The 17779-nt window shown below is 70.4% G+C and carries 14 protein-coding genes and 1 pseudogene; 8 read left to right on the top strand and 7 right to left on the bottom strand.

Translation table 11 applies throughout. The annotated features are described in order from the left end of the window. Positions 1-12: 12 nt before the first annotated feature. Positions 13-867 carry a DegV family protein gene (locus BQ7106_RS04210; RefSeq protein ID WP_072371713.1) on the top strand — a complete coding sequence of 285 codons (855 nt, stop codon included), beginning with the start codon at positions 13-15 and terminating at the stop codon, positions 865-867. 51 nt (positions 868-918) lie between these two features. Here BQ7106_RS04210 and BQ7106_RS04205 read toward each other — a convergent pair whose 3' ends face one another. Beyond that, positions 919-2406 (bottom strand): S-layer homology domain-containing protein, encoded by a 1488-nt coding sequence (locus BQ7106_RS04205; protein ID WP_072371709.1) that lies wholly within the window; start codon positions 2404-2406, stop codon positions 919-921. A 402-nt stretch (positions 2407-2808) separates the two neighbouring features. Here BQ7106_RS04205 and feoB point away from each other — a divergent pair, with 402 nt between their 5' ends. From feoB to BQ7106_RS04185, 5 genes are all read left to right on the top strand, one after another. Continuing rightward, the gene (gene feoB / locus BQ7106_RS04200; RefSeq protein WP_072371706.1) at positions 2809-5163 is read left to right on the top strand and encodes a ferrous iron transport protein B; all 2355 of its coding nucleotides are present in this window, start codon (positions 2809-2811) and stop codon (positions 5161-5163) included. A gap of 558 nt (positions 5164-5721) precedes the next feature. Next, positions 5722-6381: a hypothetical protein gene (locus BQ7106_RS04195; protein WP_072371703.1), complete on the top strand. Its 660-nt coding sequence runs from the start codon at positions 5722-5724 to the stop codon at positions 6379-6381. A gap of 125 nt (positions 6382-6506) precedes the next feature. Next, entirely contained in the window at positions 6507-7283 is a 777-nt protein-coding gene (locus BQ7106_RS04190) for an LOG family protein (protein ID WP_072371699.1), read from the top strand. Positions 7284-7557: 274 nt separating this feature from the next. After that, a complete protein-coding gene (locus BQ7106_RS10975; protein WP_159431262.1) occupies positions 7558-7698 on the top strand; it encodes a hypothetical protein in 141 nt (46 codons plus the stop codon). An 83-nt stretch (positions 7699-7781) separates the two neighbouring features. Next, a complete protein-coding gene (locus BQ7106_RS04185; protein WP_083526888.1) occupies positions 7782-8525 on the top strand; it encodes a TVP38/TMEM64 family protein in 744 nt (247 codons plus the stop codon). Between the two features lie 67 nt (positions 8526-8592). Here BQ7106_RS04185 and BQ7106_RS04180 read toward each other — a convergent pair whose 3' ends face one another. Next, positions 8593-8847, bottom strand: coding sequence for an HPr family phosphocarrier protein (locus BQ7106_RS04180; RefSeq protein WP_072371696.1), 255 nt, complete (start codon positions 8845-8847; stop codon positions 8593-8595). A 224-nt stretch (positions 8848-9071) separates the two neighbouring features. On the opposite strand from BQ7106_RS04180, the gene BQ7106_RS04175 reads away from it, so the two are divergent. Continuing rightward, on the top strand, positions 9072-9584 hold the full coding sequence (locus tag BQ7106_RS04175) for a DNA-deoxyinosine glycosylase (RefSeq protein WP_072371692.1): 513 nt from the start codon (positions 9072-9074) through the stop codon (positions 9582-9584). A gap of 182 nt (positions 9585-9766) precedes the next feature. Here the strand turns inward: BQ7106_RS04175 and BQ7106_RS04170 are convergent, their stop codons facing one another. From BQ7106_RS04170 to BQ7106_RS04155, 4 genes are all read right to left on the bottom strand, one after another. Further along, on the bottom strand, positions 9767-10720 hold the full coding sequence (locus tag BQ7106_RS04170) for a carbohydrate kinase family protein (RefSeq protein WP_072371689.1): 954 nt from the start codon (positions 10718-10720) through the stop codon (positions 9767-9769). Positions 10721-10982: 262 nt separating this feature from the next. Beyond that, entirely contained in the window at positions 10983-12905 is a 1923-nt protein-coding gene (locus tag BQ7106_RS04165) for a glucose PTS transporter subunit IIA (protein WP_072371685.1), read from the bottom strand. Between the two features lie 31 nt (positions 12906-12936). Next, a complete protein-coding gene (locus tag BQ7106_RS04160; protein ID WP_072371682.1) occupies positions 12937-14367 on the bottom strand; it encodes a 6-phospho-beta-glucosidase in 1431 nt (476 codons plus the stop codon). A 126-nt stretch (positions 14368-14493) separates the two neighbouring features. Then, on the bottom strand, positions 14494-15453 hold the full coding sequence (locus BQ7106_RS04155) for a DMT family transporter (protein ID WP_072372065.1): 960 nt from the start codon (positions 15451-15453) through the stop codon (positions 14494-14496). Positions 15454-15675: 222 nt separating this feature from the next. Between BQ7106_RS04155 and BQ7106_RS04150 the strand changes: the two genes are divergently transcribed. Further along, the gene (locus BQ7106_RS04150) at positions 15676-16398 is read left to right on the top strand and encodes an HAD hydrolase family protein (RefSeq protein WP_072371679.1); all 723 of its coding nucleotides are present in this window, start codon (positions 15676-15678) and stop codon (positions 16396-16398) included. Here BQ7106_RS04150 and BQ7106_RS04145 read toward each other — a convergent pair. Beyond that, a pseudogene (locus BQ7106_RS04145) lies at positions 16304-17776 on the bottom strand (glycoside hydrolase family 32 protein); the annotation flags it as partial. The gene BQ7106_RS04150 and the pseudogene BQ7106_RS04145 overlap by 95 nt on opposite strands. Positions 17777-17779 lie beyond the last annotated feature (3 nt).

Here is a 17779-nt window from a genome sequence, read left to right as displayed (position 1 = left end):
CAGGGAGGCGCCATGCCACGCGTTGTCATCACTGCCGAGACCGGCTGCGACATTCCCGCCGCGGAGGCGGCCGAGCGGGGAATCGTGCTCGTTCCGATGCACGTCACCATGGGGGACGCAACCATCGACGATGGGGAGCTCTCCTCGGCGGAGATGCTCGAGCGCTGCCGTCAGCTCGGCGTGCTGCCCAAGACGAGCGGCTGCACGCCGCATGACTTCCAGCTGGCCTTCGACCGGATTCACGAGGAGGACCCGCAGGCGCAGATCCTTCACGTCGCGTACTCCGCCGTCACCACCTGCTCGCTCGAGTCCGCGGTGGCGGCCGCGCAGGGTCGCGACTACGTGACGACGCTCGACACGGGGCACGTGACCATCGGGCAGGGCCTCGTCGTGCGCGAGACGCGCTGCTGGCTCGACGAGCACCCCGACGCCGACGCCCGCGCCGCCCGCGACTTCGCGCAGCGCCTCTCCGCCCGCGTGCGCATGGCGTTTCTCCCCGGCGACCTGGGCTACCTGCGCGCCGGCGGGCGCCTCTCCAACGCCGCGTTCGTGGGCGCGACGCTGCTCAAGATCAAGCCCGTGGTGGAGCTCCTCGACGGAAAGCTGGTCGCCACGAAGAAGCTGCGCGGCTCCATGGGGTCCGCTGCGGTCGCGCTCGTCGACTACCTCGCGCTGCGCGAGGACTTCGACCCCGCGCGCATCGTCTTCGTCAAGTCGCCCGGCCTGCCCGAGCAGGTGCGGAAGCTGGCGGAGGACCATGCGCGCGACCTGGGCTTCCGCGAGGTCGAGTGGTACGACACCGGCAACGTCATCACCTCGCACTGCGGGCCCGGCGCCATCGGCGTCGCGTTTGCCGTGAGGAGCTAGCCCCCACGGGGGTGCCGGCCCGCCGGCCGCGTCGGGCCGGCGGGCACGGCGCTAGAATACGTCCGCGTCGACCGCGCGCTTGAGCATGGCGGCCGCCTCCGCCCGCGTGCACTCCGCTTGGGGGTAGAGCCTGCCGCCCGAGCCGTTGAGGATGTCGAGGCTCAGCGCGGAGACGACGTCCGTGCGCGCCCAGTCGCTCGTCTGCGAGCCGTCCGGGAAGGCGCTGAACTCGCGCTGCCCCTCGGTGGTGTAGCCCTGGATGGTGCCCGAGGAGGCCACGCCCGCCCTCATGAGGATGACGACGAGCTCCTCGCGACTGAGGTTCTTGTCGGCGTCGAAGCGATCCGCCCGGATGACGCCCTCGCTGACGGCCCAGTTGGCCGCCTCGGTGTAGTACGCCCCCGCTGGGATGTCGGGCAGGAGCCCGGAACTCGAGGAGTAGCGCTCGCTCGGGTCGATCAGGCGCCAGAGCATGGTGACGAGCTGCGCGCGCGTGATCTTGTGCCCGGGTCCGAAGGTGCGCGCGTCGAACCCCGACATCACGCCGTTGTCCACGACCCACTCGAGCACGCCCTCGCGCACGAACCAGTCGCTCCAGGTGACGTCGCTGAACGCGTACGGGGTCCGCACCGCCCGGTCGTAGGTCTCCCACTGGCGGTTGTCGAGGCTTCGGTCGTCGCACGAGAGCGCCGAGTCCCACCCGTGGTGCTTGCGGGAGAGCATGGCGGCGTCGGAGATCATGAAGTAGTCGTCGCGGACGTCGTCGTAGAAGCCCCCGTCGAGCCCGGTCGAGAAGCTCACCGGATCGTCCCACGTCACGTCGACGTGATAGTTGTGGTCACCGATGGTGACGATGTTCCACGCGTGGTTCATGGCGTCGCTCGACGTGATGGTCGACTCGATGCCCACGCGCTCGAGCAGCGCCGCGTACGCCTCCGAGTAGCCCTGGCACACGCCCGTGCGGAGCACCAGGGGGCCGTAGGCGCTGTACGACTCGGGCGGGATCGTATTGTTGGCGTAGTTCTTGTAGTCGTACACCGTGTTTCTCACCAGATAGTCGTGGAGCGCCTTGGCGTTCTGCAGGTCGGTCATGGTGGCGCTCGTCCACGAGAGGGCCTCGCTCATGGCCGCGTCGAACCTCGCCCTCATGGAGGAGAGCTCGGCCCTGTCCTGCGTCAGGTAGTGGAGCTCCGCGTAGACGACGGTCCCGTCGACGTGCCACAGCGTCGCGTTCTCAAAGAAGAAGAGGTCGGGGTGCTCGTCTTTGACCGCGTACATCGCGGCCCAGACCTCGTCGAGCGACGCGCCGAAGCGCTCCAAGTCGACCGTGTCCGCGAGGCCGTTGATTCCGGCGAGCAGCGCGTCCTTGACGTCCTGGCGTGCCTGCGTCGCGTGGAGCCGAACCTCCCCGGCACCCGTCGAGGGGCTCTCGGCCGCCAGGAGGCCGTCCGCGAGCGAGGGTCCGGGCAGGGTGGTCGCGGTTGCCGCCGCCGTCAGCGCGATCAGCAGCGCCGCCAGCGCTCTGAGGAGTCGTTTCATGGGGCCTCCTGTTCGGTCGTCCTTCTTGGCTTGCTGAACATGCCCGCATCGTAGGCCAAGTCGCCGCGGAGCGCCGCGAGGCCGGCGCCAGCGTTCCGTGCGCTCGACGAGCGGGGCGCGTTGGGTCGGGCGCGGGCCGTTCTCCCGCGCCGTCCCCTGCGCGCCCCGTGCGCTCCCGCGTCCTGCGCCGTCCACTCCGCGCCCCCGCGTCCCCGCGCCATCGCGTCTCCCGCGCCGTCCACTCCGCGCCTCGCGTCCCTGCTCCGAAACGGAGCGATTGACGAAAAACCGCCCTCCCAGGGCGAGAAAAACGTCAAAGGCTCCGTCTCGGCGCGGGCGCTCCCCGCGGCCGCGCGCTCTGCGGGTACAATGGCCTCCGAACGGAGCAAGGAGAGGACGCTCATGAACCTAGACGAGCTGGAAATCGGCAAGGACGCGGTCGTCGCGTCGGTGAACTGCGACGAGCCGTCGCTTCGCCAGCACATCCTTGACATGGGGCTGACGCCGGGCGTGGAGGTCACGCTCATGAAGCGCGCGCCCATGGGCGACCCGATCGAGATCCGCCTGCGCGGCTACGAGCTCACGCTGCGCCGCGACGACGCGGCGCACATCGCGCTCACGGACGTGCACGACATGCACGACCTCCCGCGCGGCCGCGAGCGCCTCGAGGCGTCGCCCCACCCGGCGATCGGCGAGAAGTACGCGCCGCGCAGCGCGGGCAAGGCGATTCCCGAGGGGGCACCGCTCAAGCTCGCCCTCGCCGGGAACCAGAACTGCGGAAAGACGACGCTCTTCAACGCGCTCACCGGCTCCAACCAGCACGTGGGCAACTTCCCCGGCGTCACCGTGGACCGCAAGGACGGCCAGGTCAAGGGTCACCCCGAGGCCACGGTCACGGACCTCCCGGGCATCTACTCGCTGAGCCCCTACACGAGCGAGGAGGTGGTCTCCCGCCGCTTCATCCTCGAGGACGGGCCGGACGCCATCATCGACATCGTCGACGCAACCAACATCGAGCGCAACCTCTACCTGACCCTTCAGCTCATGGAGCTCGACCGGCCGATGGTGCTCGCGCTCAACATGATGGACGAGCTCACGGCGAACGGAGGGACCGTGAGCGTCAACCGCCTCGAGGCGGCGCTCGGCATCCCGGTGGTGCCCATCTCCGCCGCGCGCGAGGAGGGCATCTCGGAGCTCGTCGAGCACGTGCTGCACGTGGCGCGCTTCCGCGAGCACCCGGGGCGCGTGGACTTCTGCGACGAGCGCGGCGCCGACGGCGGCGCCCTGCACCGCTGCATCCACGGCATCTGCCACATCATCCAGGACCACGCCGAGGCGGCGGGCCTTCCCGTGCGCTTTGCCGCCACCAAGCTCATCGAGGGCGACCGCCTGGTCATGGGCTCCCTCGGGCTCGACCAGAACGAGCTCGACGCGGTGGAGCACATCATCACGCAGATGGAGGGCGAGTCCGGTCGCGATCGCATGGCCGCCCTCGCGGACATGCGCTTCTCGTTCATCGAGGGCGTCTGCGCCGAGTGCGTGGTCAAGCCGCGCGAGAGCCGCGAGCACGCGCGCTCGGTGGCCGCCGACCGCGTCCTCACCGGCCGCTACACCGCCATCCCCGTCTTCGTCGGCATCATGGCGCTCGTGTTCTGGCTGACCTTCGACGTCATCGGGCAGCGGCTCTCCGACCTGCTCGACCTCGGCATCCAGTGGGTGACGGCGCAGGTCGACGCGGCGCTCACCGCGTTTGGCCTCAACCCCGTGGTGCACGCCCTCGTGATCGACGGCGTCTTCGCGGGCGTGGGGAGCGTGCTCTCGTTCCTGCCGATCATCGTGGTGCTCTTCATCCTGCTCTCGGTGCTCGAGGACTCCGGGTACATGGCGCGCGTCGCCTTCGTGATGGACCGCCTGCTGCGCAAGCTCGGCCTCTCCGGGAGGAGCTTCGTGCCCATGCTCATCGGGTTCGGCTGCTCGGTGCCGGCGATCATGGCCACGCGCACGCTTCCCTCCGAGCACGACCGCAAGATGACGGTGATGCTCACGCCGTTCATGAGCTGCTCGGCCAAGCTGCCGGTCTACGCGCTCTTCTCGGCGGCGTTCTTCCCGGACCACGCGCCGCTCGTGATGATCTCGCTGTACCTGCTGGGCATGGTGGTCGGCGTGCTCGTGGCGCTCGTGCTCAAGCGAACCGCCTTCCGAGGCGACCCGGTGCCGTTTGTGATGGAGCTGCCCAACTACCGCCTGCCGAGCGCCAAGACCACGCTGCGGCTGGCCTGGGACAAGGCCAAGGGGTTCGCCACCAAGGCGTTCACGATCATCTTCGTGGCGAGCGTGGTCATCTGGTTCCTGCAGACCTTCGACCTGCGCCTCAACGTGGTCGACGACCAGAGCGCGAGCATGCTCGCCGCGCTGGGCGCCCTGCTCGCGCCCGTCTTTGCCCCGCTCGGCTTTGGCACGTGGCAGGCCTCCGCGGCGCTCGCGGCGGGCTTCGGCGCCAAGGAGAACGTCGTGGCCACGCTGACGGTGCTGCTCGGCGGGTCCACGGCCGGGCTCGCCGGGCTCTTCACGCCGCTCACGGCCTTCGTGTTCCTCACGTTCACGCTGCTCTACACGCCGTGCGTGGCGGCTGTCTCCGCGGTGAGAAACGAGCTGGGGACGAAGATGATGTGGGCGATCATCGCCATGCAGTGCGGCGTGGCATGGGTCGTGGCGCTCGCGGTGCGGCTCGTGGGGACGGCGCTCGGCCTGGCGTAGCGCGCGTTCGCGCCGACGAGAAGAACGTGCGGCTTCATCGCCTCGCGTCCCGCGGCGCGACCCCGGCGGGGCCCGGTGCGCCGCGAGCCGGGTGCGCCGCGAGCCGGCTGCCGGAGCCCGGCGCCGCGAGCCGGCTGCCGCGAGCCTGCTGCCACAAAACGCGTGCGATTGGGTGTTTCCGGCACCTTGCGTCTCGCCCGATGCCCCCTGCGGCGCAAACCCTGCGCGATTGGGTGGCATCATTGATATCGAGCGCTGTCCCGCAACGTCCTTCTCGCCGCTTTTGCCGCATTGAGCCACGTTTTTCCGGGGATTGGGCACTATCTTTGATGCTCGGGCGTCCGTCATATCAAAGATGCCACCCAATCGCAGGGGGTTTCGGACGAGACGGGCCTTTCGGGAGACGCGGGGTCGCGCGGAGGGCTCGCGGGCGGTGCCGCGCGGGGTCGTGTCGTTCCCGACGCGACGCGGGGCCCGGCCTTGCCGGAGACCGACAACTGCCCGAGCACGTCCTCGCCGCGCGCTACGATGGTTCAATCGCCTGTGAAGGGAGCGCCCATGACGCTGGCGAGAAGGACCAAGATCGGCCTGGCCGTCTGCATCGCGGCCGTGTTCGTCGCGCTCGCCCTCTGGCTGACGCCGCCGCTCACGCGCTTTGTGGAGCTTTCCGCGCAGCAGGCCGCCGCTCCCGCTCGGGTGAGCCTCTTCGAGAGCGCCGACGCCGCCGCGCGCGTCTCGGCGATTCGCGTGGACTGCTATCCCCGGCTTGGTCCGGAGGGGTGCCGCTACACGGACGACCCGACCGTGATCTCTGACGCGCTCGCCGCGTTCGAGTCCACCTCCTTCGACAGGTGGGACGGCCGCGCGGGACAGCTCCTGCTCGAGGAGCTCTTTCCGCCGGAGCCCATGTTGGGCGGCTACTCCGCGGGCGTCGCGTTTCTCGACGAGGACGGAAACGAGCTTGCCGTGGTGAGCGAGGGCGGCTCGAGCGTCCCGGGCGGCTTTCTCTGCGTGCGGCGAAACGACTGCGTCTACCTGGTCGAGGGCACTGCGATGACGGAGGGCGACTGCCTGGACTCCATGATCTCCGATGCCTGCGCCGACGATGGGCTGCGCCCGGAGTGGTACGAGGACGCTGATGAACCGCTCGACCAGCTGACCTGGCTCCTTGAGGACGAGTGGCGGGCACGGCGGGGCCTTTCCGTATCAGAGGCGTAAGGGGGAGCCCATGACGCCGGCGAGAAGAGCCGCGCGCCTCGCAAATGGGTACACAACGAATATGCCTCGCTTACCCGCCGCTGACGCGGCGCGCGTAGCGTTGTGCACCCGACGAAAGGACAGCCATGGCAGACGAGAAGACCCCGGCCGAGAGCCACGACAACCCCCTCGGCACCACCTACCACCGCGGCCCCGTAATCATGCGCGGCCCGATGATCCCAGACAGCACCACGACCGGAAACCTGCTCGCGCCGGAGGAGTCCACCGACTGGCTGCACATGGACCCCTGGCGCGTGCTGCGCATCCAGGCCGAGTTCGTCGACGGGTTCGGCGCGCTCGCGGAGCTGGGTCCGGCCGTCACGTGCTTCGGCTCGGCGCGCACCCCGCGCACGGACCCGATGTACCGCGCCGCGCGCCACGTGGGCCGCAAGCTTGCCGAGGCCGGCGTCGCCGTGATCACCGGCGGCGGCCCGGGCATCATGGAGGCGGTCAACTGCGGCGCGGCCAAGGCCGGCGGCAAGTCTGTGGGACTGGGGATCGAGCTGCCGCACGAGCAGGGCAGCAACAAGTGGGTCAACCTCGGCATGACCTTCCGCTACTTCTTCGTGCGCAAGACGATGTTCGTCAAGTACTCGAGCGGTGCCATCATCTTCCCGGGTGGCTTCGGCACGCTCGACGAGGCCTTCGAGCTGCTCACCCTCGTGCAGACCCACAAGGTCACGCGGGTCCCCGTGGTCCTGTTCGGCAGCGAGTACTGGCACGGCCTCATGGAGTGGCTCGAGGGCACGGTGCTCGAGGCCGGCGCGATCTCCCCGCTCGACCCCGAGCTCGTCGTGGTGACCGACGACGAGGACGAGGCCGTGCGCGTGGCGCTCAGCGCGATCGACTGCCCGGGCGCCTGACGCAGGATCGCAACCTTACCAAAGCGTCACCCGTGCGTAAGCCCAATCGATGGGCACGCGGCACCCGAACCCCGACAATCGTAGACGTCCCGGCGCGGGGCGCGCTGACTCGGCCGCGCCCCGGTCGCCGGGAGCGATCTGCGACGGAAAGGGGTCGACATGGCATCAAGGGTCTCGGAGCGGGTGGTTCTGCTGTGCTGCGTAGCCGCCTCGTCGACGCTCGGCTGCCTCGGCCTCGCGATGCTCGCCCACGCGGCGACGCTCTAGGAGGCTGGTGGCAGTGCGCTGCAACGGTCCCGTCGGCATGCTGATAGCGGCGGCGGAGACGCTGCTCTACCAGGCCGCGATCGCCGTGATGGCCGTCGGGCTCGTCCTGGTCTCCCGGCGGGCGCGCCGCCCGCGCGGGCGCGTGTAAGCTTCGCGCAAGGGTCGGCGGTCGGTGCGGGCCGTGTCCGGCGTTCGTGGCAAGATGATGGCGACGAGAGAGGGGAGGGGCGCATGATCGACGACGGGGACGGTCGCCTGGACGACGGCGACGACGCGCTCGCCCAACGGCGCGGTCGTGACTCCCTCGCCCGGCGCAGGCTCGCCGTCGTGGTCGCGCTCGTCGCTGCGCTCGCGCTCGTCGCCGTGTGCTGCGCGCGCTGGATGCCGGGCATCTACGCCTGGGCGACGGACCCCGCGGCGGTGCGCGCCTTCGTCTCCGAGCATGCGCTGCTCTCGCGCCTGGCGGTGGGCGGGGTCAACGCGCTGCAGATCGCGCTGGCGTTCCTGCCCGGCGAGCCCGTCGAGCTGGCGAGCGGCTACGCGTTCGGCTTTCTCGAGGGGACGCTCGTGTGCATGGTGGCGAGCGCCGTGGCGTCGAGCGCCATCTTCTGGGCGGTGCGCCGCTGGGGCTGGTCGCTCGTGGGCCTCTTCTTCGACCGGAGCCACCTCGAGCGCTTCGGCTGGCTCGCCGACGCCCGCCGCCTCGAGGTCGTGATGCTCGTGGTGTTTCTCATCCCCGGCACGCCCAAGGACTTCCTCACCTACTTCGCCGGTCTCACGACGATGCGCTTCTCGGCGGTGCTTGCCATCGCCACGCTCGGGCGCATTCCCTCGATCGTCACCTCGACGGTCGCGGCGTCGGCCCTCGGGAGCGGGCAGTACGGCGTTGCTGCCGCGTCGGTCGCCGTCGCGGTTGGGCTGGCGGCCGCCGGCGGCGTGCTCTACAGGCGCTTCGAGTCTCGGGTGCGCGGCTAGGGGCCGGGGTCGGGGATGACGGGCCGGGGGGTCGCCCCGCCCGCCCGCGCGGAGTCGCCGCGCCCGGCTAGAACGTCTTGAGGATGGCGCCGACCGCTGCGGCCGCGGTCGCCTCGTCGGCCCCGCTCACGCGCACGACCACGTGCTCACCAGGGCGCACCCCGAGCATCATGAGCTCCAGGACCTGCTTGGCGTCGACGGTGCGGCCCGCGTGCTCGAGCGTCACGGAGCTGCGCCAGCGCTCAGCCTCGCTGGCGAGCAGGACCGCGAGCTGTACGTGCAGCCCCAGCGGGTCGGTGATGTCGCAAGGGAGCTCTCGCATGGGTTCCTCTCGGGGTGGGACCTGCCCCAACTCACCTGACTGTACGAGGAGGAGCGTCCGCTCCCGCCAACAACTCGCCGAGCGCGCGACGTGTGCTCGGCGGCCGGTAGCGCCCCCGCCGCGGGCGGGCCGCGCCGGCGGTCGGGGCGCGCTCGCCGGGCCCCGCCCGCCCGGGCCGAGGACGCGTCGCGTGCTCCCGGGTCCCGCCGCGCTACCATGGGGCCATGGCCGAGTACGCGCACATATCCCACGGCTTCGGGCCGATCTTCGACGAGCGCAGCAGCGTGCTCGTGCTGGGGTCGTTCCCCTCGGTGCTCTCGCGCGAGAACCGCTTCTACTACGGCAACCCCCGGAACCGCTTCTGGCCGATGATGGCGGACCTCCTCGACGAGCCCGCGCCCGCCGTTGACGACGTCCCCGCCAAGCGGGCGCTCCTCCTGCGCCACGGCGTCGCCCTCTGGGACGTGATAGAGAGCTGCGACGTGCGCGGGTCCTCCGACGCCTCCATCCGCAACGTCGTCCCGGCGGACGTGGCGCGCATCACGCGCGCGGCCAAGATTCGCGCCGTCCTCTGCAACGGTGCCGCGGCCGGCCGGCTCTACCGGCGCTGGCTCGAGCCCGTGACGGGGATTTGCGCCGAGGTGCTGCCGTCCACGAGCCCCGCCAACGCCTCATGGTCGCTTGCGCGCCTGACGGAGCGCTGGCGCGCGGCGCTGCTCCCCGCGCTGGGGGAGTGAGCCGGGCCCCGGCCCGGGAAGCCCGCGGACGCTCCAGCCGAGAAGAACGTCCGGCCGCTTCCCGCCCCCCCCGCGAGACACGACAAGCCCGGGAAGCCCGCGGACGTCTCGGTCCGCGAGAACGTCCGTCAGCTTCCCGGGCCTGCAGGAAGGTCGCAGCCGCGGCGGCAAGACCCGCCCCGCTACTCCCCGAGCAGCGCCTCCACGTCGGTGCGCTCCGGCATGGCCGGGATGGCGCCGCGCTTGCGCACGCAGAGGGAGGCCACGGCGTTGCCGAGCCGCGCGAACGAGACGGCGTCCTCGAGCGTGACCTCCTCGGGCCGCCTGCCGCTCTCGCAGAAGCCCGCGAGGAAGCCGCCCCAGAACGAGTCGCCGGCGCCCGTGGCGTCCACGGCGTCCGCGGGGAAGCCCGGGACCTCGGCGCTACCCTCGGCGCAGCGCACGTACGCGCCGCCCGCGCCGAGCGTCACGGCCACGACCTTGGGGCCGCGCGCCATGAGGGCGGCCGCCGCTGCCTCCGGGTCCTTCTCGCCGGTGAGCAGCTCGCACTCCTCGTCGGAGAGCTTCATGAGGTCCATCTGCGGCACCACGGCGCGCATCTGCTCCATCGCGGCCTCGGCGGAGGGCCAGAGGTTCGCGCGGTAGTTGGGGTCGTAGGAGAGGACGCAGCCGGCCTCGCGGGCGCACGCGAGCGCGGCGAGGGTGGCGGAGCGGGCGGGCTCGTCGGTGAGGGAGAGCGAGCCCACGTGGAAGACGCGCGAGTCGGCGATGACGTCGCGCGCGATCTCGTCCGCGGCGATGCGGGTGTCCGCGCCGGGCTTGCGGGCGAAGGAGAACTCGCGCTCGCCGTCCGCGGAGAGGGCCACGAAGGCGAGGGTGGTGAAGGCGTCCGGGTCGCTGATCAGGCCCGTGGTGTCGATGCCGTTGGCCTCGAGCGTGGCGCGCAGGAACTCGCCGTGCATGTCGCAGCCCACCTTGCCGAGAAACGCCGTCTTGTGGCCGAGCTTCTCCAGGGCCACGAGCACGTTGGCGGGCGCGCCGCCGGCGTTGCGCTCGAACAGCTGCTGGCCGCCCTCGGACGTGCCGGCGTCGGTGAAGTCGATGAGGAGCTCTCCCAGTGCGCTGACAGAGAACATGTTGGATCCTTTCGCTTGCGGAATCGATTCCATGCCCATTATCGCCCCTCGGGAAAGCCCGTGCCGCCTGCCTCGCGCCCTTCTCGGCCAACGGCGGCGCGCGCGGCGCGGGGAGCGCCGCCGGGGCGGGGCCACCCACAGAAGGGCCCCGCCGGTGGGGGTGAACTGCCTCCCATTTCTTGGACTGAAAAGTAAAGTCCGAGGGATGGGAGGCAGTTCAGGGAGACCGGCGGGGCCAGGAGGGGATGGACGCGCCAGGAGGCTAGCGCGTCACGCGGATGATCGGGCTGCCGGCGGTGACGGGACCGTCCTCGCGCGGCTGGACGGAGGCGAAGTCGTCGGTGTTGGTCACGATGACGAAGACCGTGTCCTGCTTTCCCGCCGCGGCGACCTTGGCCTTGGAGAAGGTCACGATGGGGTCTCCCGCCGTCACGCGGGCGTCCTGCTGGACGTGGCAGGTCAGGCCGTCACCGGCCATCTCCACCGTGTCGATGCCCACGTGCACGAGTACCTCGGAGCCGTCGTCGGCGAGGATGCCCACGGCGTGCGGCATGGCGGAGAGCACGGTGCCGGAGACCGGCGAGAAGACCGTCTCCTCGGCGGGGCTCACGGCGATGCCGGCGCCCATCGCCCCGGAGGAGAACACGGGGTCGGCGGTCTCGGAGAGCTGGACCACGGAGCCGGTGACGGGGGAGCAGACGGTGCCGCGCTCGTACTCGGTCTGGACGGGCGCGAGCTCGGGCGCGCCCTCCTCGGCATCAGGCCGGTAGGTGACGAACTCGATGACGAAGGCCAGGACCGCCGAGACGAGCGAGGCGACGATCGCGAAGACCATGTGGGAGATCCCGGCGCCGCCGGGGGTCTCGTCGATGAAGTTGAGCAGGTTGAAGACGCCGAGCCCGCCCGAGATGTACATGAGGGCGCCCGTCATCCCCACGATGGCGCCGCCCACGGCGGAGCTCAGGCACGCCACGACGAACGCGCGCTTGTTGGGGAGGGCGACGCCGTAGATGCCCGGCTCGGTGACGCCGAAGAAGAACGCGGAGATCATCGCGGGGAGGGCGATGCCGCGGAAGCGCTCGTCCCTGTTCCTGAGGTACATGGCGAAGATGACCGCGCCGAGCGCGAACCCGTGCCCGATGGTGGCGGCGAGCACGTAGTCGTGGCCGAGGGTGTTCAGGTTCATGATGGAGATGGGGATGAGGCTCCAGTGGAAGCCAAAGATGACGAGGCACATCCAGAGCCCGCCGACCAGGGCGCTGCCCAGGACCGCGCCCACCACGGGGAGCTGGAAGATGAACGAGAACGCCGCGCTCAGCAGGTTGGTGATGAGGGTGGCCACCGGGCCGATGACGAGGTAGCCCAGGACGATGGAGACCGTCATCGTGGCGAGCGGGACGAGGAACATCTTGAGCGCCGCCGGCATCCAGCCCTTGAGCCAGCGCTCCACGAGCGAGCCGAACCACACCATGAGAAGGACGGGAATCACCGAGCTCGCGTAGCCCGAGGCGGGCATGATGATGGGGATCCCGAGGGCGGTCGCGTACCACGAGAACGTGCCGGCGACGCCGAGGTCGATGCTGCCGAGGACCTCGCCCGAGGTCAGGGCGACCATCGTCGGGTAGACGAGCGCCACGCCTATCGCCACGCCGGTGAACTCGTTCATGCGGAACTTGCGCGCGGCGCTGAACGCCAGGGCGACGGGGAGGAAGTAGAAGAAGCCGTCCGCCACGGTGTAGAGCAGCGTGTAGAGGCCGTCGTTGGCAAAGTCCGGGACGAAGTAGGTGAAGAGGGCGAGAAGCCCCTTCATGATGCCCGCGGCGGCGAGCGGTCCCAGGATGGGCTGGAAGATGCCCGAGATGAGGTCGATGATGACCGACGCCACGGTCTTCTCGCCCTCAGGCTCGTCCTCGGCGGCGTTGCCGCCGCCCGCAAGCCCGCCGGCCTCCAGGACCGCGTCGTAGACGTCCTCCACGATGTTGCCCACGACCACCTGGTACTGGCCGTTGGCCTGGATGACCTGGATGACGCCCTTCAGGGCCTCGATCTTGGGCGTGCTGGCGCGCGACTCGTCCTTGAGCTTGAAGCGCACGCGCGTAATGCAGTGCGCGACGCTCGTGACGTTCTCGGCGCCGCCCACGTTCTCGAGTATGGACCTGGCCAGATCGTCGTACTTTCCTGCCATGAGTCTCTCCTTAGGGATGTTGCCCGGGCGGCTAGCCCAGGTCGCCTCCGTTGGTGGCGATGACCTGTCGGTACCAGTAGAAGCTCTTCTTGCGCCTGCGCTCGAGCGTGCCGCGCCCCAGGTTGTCGCGGTCGACGTAGATGAAGCCGTAGCGCTTCTCCATCTCGCCGGAGCCTGCGCTCACGAGGTCGATTGGCCCCCAGGTGGTGTAGCCGAGCATCTCGACGCCGTCTTGCTCGATGGCGTCGCGCATGGCCTCGATGTGCTCGCGCAGGTAGGCGATGCGGTAGTCGTCCTCGATCGTGCCGTCGGGGAGCACCTCGTCATGGGCGCCGAGGCCGTTCTCCACCACAAAGAGCGGCTTCTGGTAGCGGTCCCAGAGGTCGTTGATCGTGATGCGGAAGCCCAGCGGGTCGATGACCCAGCCCCAGTCGCTCTTGCGCACGTAGGGGTTCTCCACGCCGGCGAAGGCGTTGCCCTCGGCGATGCCGCCCACGGAGTCGGGGTCGCCCGCGGCGCAGCGCGAGGAGTAGTAGCTGAACGAGACGAAGTCGACGGTGTTCTCGGCGAGGATGCGCTCGTCCTCGGCGGTCATGCCCACGTCGATGCCCTCGCGCTCGAGCATCCTGAGGGCGTAGCCGGGATAGCGGCCGCGCGCCTGCACGTCCACGAAGAAGAAGTCCTCCTGGTTCTTGAGCTGCGCGGCGCGGACGTCCTCGGGACGGCAGGAGTAGGGGTAGTAGCTTCCCGCGGCGAGCATGCAGCCCACCTTGTTCTCGGGGTCGACCTCGTGGGCGATCTTGGTGGCCCAGGCGCTCGCCACGAGCTCGTTGTGCGCGGCGCGGTACTCCGCTTCGCGGGGGTTCTCGTTGGGCTCGAGCACGATGCCGGCGCCCATGAAGGGACGGTGCAAGATCATGTTCATCTCGTTGAACGTGATCCACCAGCGCACGAGGCCGCGGTAGCGGTTGAAGAGCACCGTCACGAGCCGCTTGTAGAGGTCGATGAGCGTGCGGCTGCGCCAGGCGCCGTACTTCTCGACGAGGTGGATGGGGCAGTCGAAGTGCGTGATGGTCACGAGGGGCTCGATCCCGTGCTCGCGGCAGCAGCGGAACACGTCCTCGTAGAAGGCGAGCCCGGCCTCGTTGGGCTCCTCCTCGTCGCCGTTGGGGAAGATCCGGCTCCAGGTGATGGAGAGGCGAAAGACCTTGAAGCCCATCTCCGCGAAGAGGGCTATGTCCTCGCGGTAGCGGTGGTAGAAGTCGATGCCCGTCTGGGCCGGGTAGTAGTACCCGGGCTCGAAGTCGAGCATGCGCCTCAGGCCGCGGCTCACGTCGTTGCGCTCCGGCCCGTGCGGGATGACGTCGACGTTGGCAAGGCCGCGGCCGCCCTCGTCATAGCCTCCCTCGCATTGGTTGGCGGCGGTGGCCCCTCCCCACAGGAACCCTTCTGGAAACGGCATGGTGCCTCCTTCTCTCTGGCGCCCCCACCTTCGCGGGGGGCGCTGTGCCACGTCTTGCGGTCTCGCGCGCCGGGCCCTCGGGCCCTCCCCCTGGAACGCGCGGAGCCGCTCACGAAGGGATGACTGCTAGCTGGCTGCCTGGCCCGCGGCGGCGCGACGGGCCGCCCTGCCGCCGAGCAGGGAGGGCAGCTGCGCCAGGCACACGCCGGCGAGGATGATGGCGACGCCCAGCCACTCGACGACGCCGAGCGGCTCGCCGAGGACGATCATGGCGATGAGCAGGCCGGCGGGGAGCTCCGCGGCGGCCATGACGGTGGAGAGGCCCGCGGGCAGGTGCGGGGAGCCCATGCCGAAGAGCAGGACCGGGCAGAGCAGGCCGAAGAACCCGGCGATGACGGCAAAGGGCAGGATGCCCTGGACGAGGACGCCCGAGACCAGGTAGTCGGGGCAGACCGTGAGCGACATGACCACGGAGCCCGCGCACACGATGACGCCGCGCTGCTCGGACGAGCAGGGGGCCTCGACCTTGCCGGAGAGGGTGACGAAGAGGGAGCAGGACACGGCCGCCCCCAGCGCGCAGAGCAGGGCCACGGGGTCGTACCCGGCGATGCCGGTCTTGTAGACGCCGCTCGCGAAGACCGTCCCGAAGACGATGACCAGGGCGGAGACGACTTGGACGGCCTTGGGCGGCCGGCGCGTCATGACGGTCTGCCACACGAGCCCGAGCCACGTGAACTGGAAGAGCAGCGTGAGCGCCACCGGGGCGGGCAGCACGCTCATGGCGTAGCAGTAGAGGATCGAGGTGAGGCAGGTGAGGGCTCCCAGGCCCATGAGCTTGAGCGCGAGCCTCCAGCCCACGTGCTGCCAGCGGTGCCCGAGCGCGCGCCCCGCGAGCGTGGCGAGGGCGAAGAAGAGGCAGCCGAACCACGCCTGGCTCGCCACCACCTGCGCCGAGGTGAAGCCCGCGGCGTAGGCGAGCTTGTAGGTCGTGGCCATGGCGCCGTAGCAGGCGCCGCCCGCAAAGACCTGGAGCGCCGCCTTGGCCTGCCCCGCGCCCTGCTGCTTGATTATGTCCGTTCCTGCCATCATGCCCCCTTCCGTCTGCTGTCTCGCAGACGCACGTCTCGTGCGTCTGTTCCCTGCAGTCGGAAGGTGGGGCTCGTCCGGTCTTCTGGCGGTGCTTGCGGCACCTGCTGCCGAGACAAAAAAAGCCACGCAACCGACTGCTCGGTTGCGTGGCGAAAAAGTGCTAGCGCCCAGAAAAGTCCACGCGTTTTTAGACAGGGACAAGATACTACAACAGGGGAGATGCCGTCAAGAAAAGCCGAGGAAAAAAGCGAGTCTCTGCCCGCCGCATCTCTTGAGCTCATCCGCGCCCTGCGGGAGCGCGGGGTCCACTTCGTGGCGAGCTCGGGGAGGCGCTACGACACGCTGCGCTGGTTTCTCGAGCCCGTCGCCGACGAGATCAGCTACGTCGCCTCGCTCGGGACGCAGGTCTTTGCGGACGGGCAGCTGCTGGACCGCGAGGTCTTCTCGTCGCTCTCCGTCATGCGGCTCTTTGAGACGTGCGCGATGTTCGACTGCCTGCACCTCGCCGTCTACGAGGACGACAACACCTACCTGATCGACGACCTCAGCTCCTACATCAGCGAGCTCGACAAGGACCTCGTCTCGGCCACGCGCGTCTTTGACCCGCCCTCGCCCACGGTCAACATCATCAAGGCGGCCGTCTGCTGCGACCAGCCCGAGCTCATCACCGAGATGGCCTACGTGCTCGAGCGCGAGCTGGGGGAGTGGTTCACCTTCCTGCCGAGCGGGTCGCGCTGGATCGACGTGGCGCCCCGGGCCCGCCCCCGGCCTACGCCCGCGGGCGACGGACGACCAGGCGGCTCACCCGCAGCGCGCCGCCCTCGGCCACGAGGCGGATGGCGCGCGGGCCCGCGCCGGGGAGGCTGTAGACGCTCAGCACCTGCTCGCCCTCGCCCGCGAAGACCTCGACCGACCCACGGTCGAGAAGGACGCGCAGCCTGAGCTCGCCGGTGGCGAGCGCGCTCGCGGGGACGGGGGCCGCGCGATAGCCGCGCTCGCCCACGCGCGCGGCCTGCCGGTCGAGGACCACGCGGCGCGCCTGGTCGTCGTAGGCCACGTACGTGTACCCGCCGTCCGCGGCGGCGTGCAGCTTGAGGCCGCCGCGCTCCGCCGTCGAGGCGGCGAGGTCGAGCGTGGCCTCGACGCACGCGACGCCGGCGTCCTTCTCGACCTCAAGCTCCTCGTTTGCGGCGAGCTCGATCGGGCCGAGCTCGCGCGCCGGCCCCCAGAGCGTCTCGAGCTCGCGGGCCGGCTCCTGCCTGAGCGTCCCGTCCCCGGCGAGCGAGAGCTCGCGCGGCACCGTGAGCTGCCCGCACCAGCCGTCCTGCTGGGTCGGCAGGGGGCCGCCGTTGGGGCTCATCCACCCCATCAGGATGCGGCGGCCGTCCGGTGCCTCCAGGGTCTGCGGGGCGTAGAAGTTCTGCCCCCAGTCGAGCGGGAGGAAGTCCGTCTGCGGCTCGAACGTCGCGCCGGGACGCCACGTGCCCACCAGGTAGCCGGCGTTGTTGAAGTTGCGGTTGCGGTAGCCGTGCGCCCGGGCGCCCATGGCCGAGAAGCAGAGCACCCAGCGCCGCTCGCCGTCCGGGGCGGCGAGCTCAAAGAGGTCCGGGCACTCGAGCATGAAGACGCGCGGGTCGGGGTGGCGGTAGACCACGCCCTCGTAGCTCCAGGCGCGCAGGTCCTCGGAGGAGAAGAGCGCGATCTCGCCGCGGCCGTCCGCCGCGCGCCGCCCCACCACCGCGAGCCACGCGTCGCCCTGGCGCCAGACCTTGGGGTCGCGGAAGTCGCGCAGGCCCGCGGGGTTGGCGATCACCACGCCGCGCTTCTCGAAGCGCACGCCGTCTCGCGAGGTGGCGAGGCACTGGACCTCGAGGTTCCCGGCGGTCTCGTCGCGCACGTCACGCCAGCGGTGGGCTGTGTAGACCACGTTGAGCACGCCGTCGTCGCCCACGACGGCGGAGCCCGAGTAGACGCCGTCGCGCTCGGCCTCGAGGCTCGGCGCCAGGGCGACGGGCTCGGTGCGCCAGTGCGCGAGGTCGGCGCTCGACGCGTGGCCCCAGTGCATGGGGCCCCACGTGGTGCCAAAGGGATGGAGCTGGTAGAAGGCGTGCCAGCGACCCCCAAAGAAGCAGAGGCCGTTGGGGTCGTTGATCCAGCCGCCCGGGGAGGCCACGTGGAAGGTGGGGTACCAGCGGTCGGAGCGTGCGGCGGCGAGCGCGGCCACGCCCCTCTCGGCGCGCTCGAGGGCGGCGTCGTGCGCGACGAACGAGCCGTTGGCGGGCTCGTCCGGCAGTGGGGCGTTCGTGAGGTCTGTGGCCATGGG

Origin of the sequence: Thermophilibacter mediterraneus, from assembly GCF_900119385.1 — a bacterium.
GTDB lineage: Bacteria > Actinomycetota > Coriobacteriia > Coriobacteriales > Atopobiaceae > Thermophilibacter > Thermophilibacter mediterraneus.
The sequence above is the reverse complement of the archived record's forward strand: the minus strand, read 5'-3'. Positions and strand labels throughout refer to the sequence as shown.

Bases quoted from the DNA above. Each gene is read 5' to 3' on its own strand.
- BQ7106_RS04195 (WP_072371703.1), top strand. From the start codon at position 5,722: ATGACGCTGGCGAGAAGGACCAAGATCGGCCTGGCCGTCTGCATCGCG.
- BQ7106_RS04160 (WP_072371682.1), bottom strand. From the start codon at position 14,367: ATGCCGTTTCCAGAAGGGTTCCTGTGGGGAGGGGCCACCGCCGCCAAC.
- BQ7106_RS04170 (WP_072371689.1), bottom strand. From the start codon at position 10,720: ATGTTCTCTGTCAGCGCACTGGGAGAGCTCCTCATCGACTTCACCGAC.
- BQ7106_RS04210 (WP_072371713.1), top strand. From the start codon at position 13: ATGCCACGCGTTGTCATCACTGCCGAGACCGGCTGCGACATTCCCGCC.
- BQ7106_RS04190 (WP_072371699.1), top strand. From the start codon at position 6,507: ATGGCAGACGAGAAGACCCCGGCCGAGAGCCACGACAACCCCCTCGGC.
- BQ7106_RS04155 (WP_072372065.1), bottom strand. From the start codon at position 15,453: ATGGCAGGAACGGACATAATCAAGCAGCAGGGCGCGGGGCAGGCCAAG.
- BQ7106_RS04185 (WP_083526888.1), top strand. From the start codon at position 7,782: ATGATCGACGACGGGGACGGTCGCCTGGACGACGGCGACGACGCGCTC.
- feoB (WP_072371706.1), top strand. From the start codon at position 2,809: ATGAACCTAGACGAGCTGGAAATCGGCAAGGACGCGGTCGTCGCGTCG.
- BQ7106_RS04205 (WP_072371709.1), bottom strand. From the start codon at position 2,406: ATGAAACGACTCCTCAGAGCGCTGGCGGCGCTGCTGATCGCGCTGACG.
- BQ7106_RS04165 (WP_072371685.1), bottom strand. From the start codon at position 12,905: ATGGCAGGAAAGTACGACGATCTGGCCAGGTCCATACTCGAGAACGTG.
- BQ7106_RS04175 (WP_072371692.1), top strand. From the start codon at position 9,072: ATGGCCGAGTACGCGCACATATCCCACGGCTTCGGGCCGATCTTCGAC.
- BQ7106_RS04150 (WP_072371679.1), top strand. From the start codon at position 15,676: ATGCCGTCAAGAAAAGCCGAGGAAAAAAGCGAGTCTCTGCCCGCCGCA.
- BQ7106_RS04180 (WP_072371696.1), bottom strand. From the start codon at position 8,847: ATGCGAGAGCTCCCTTGCGACATCACCGACCCGCTGGGGCTGCACGTA.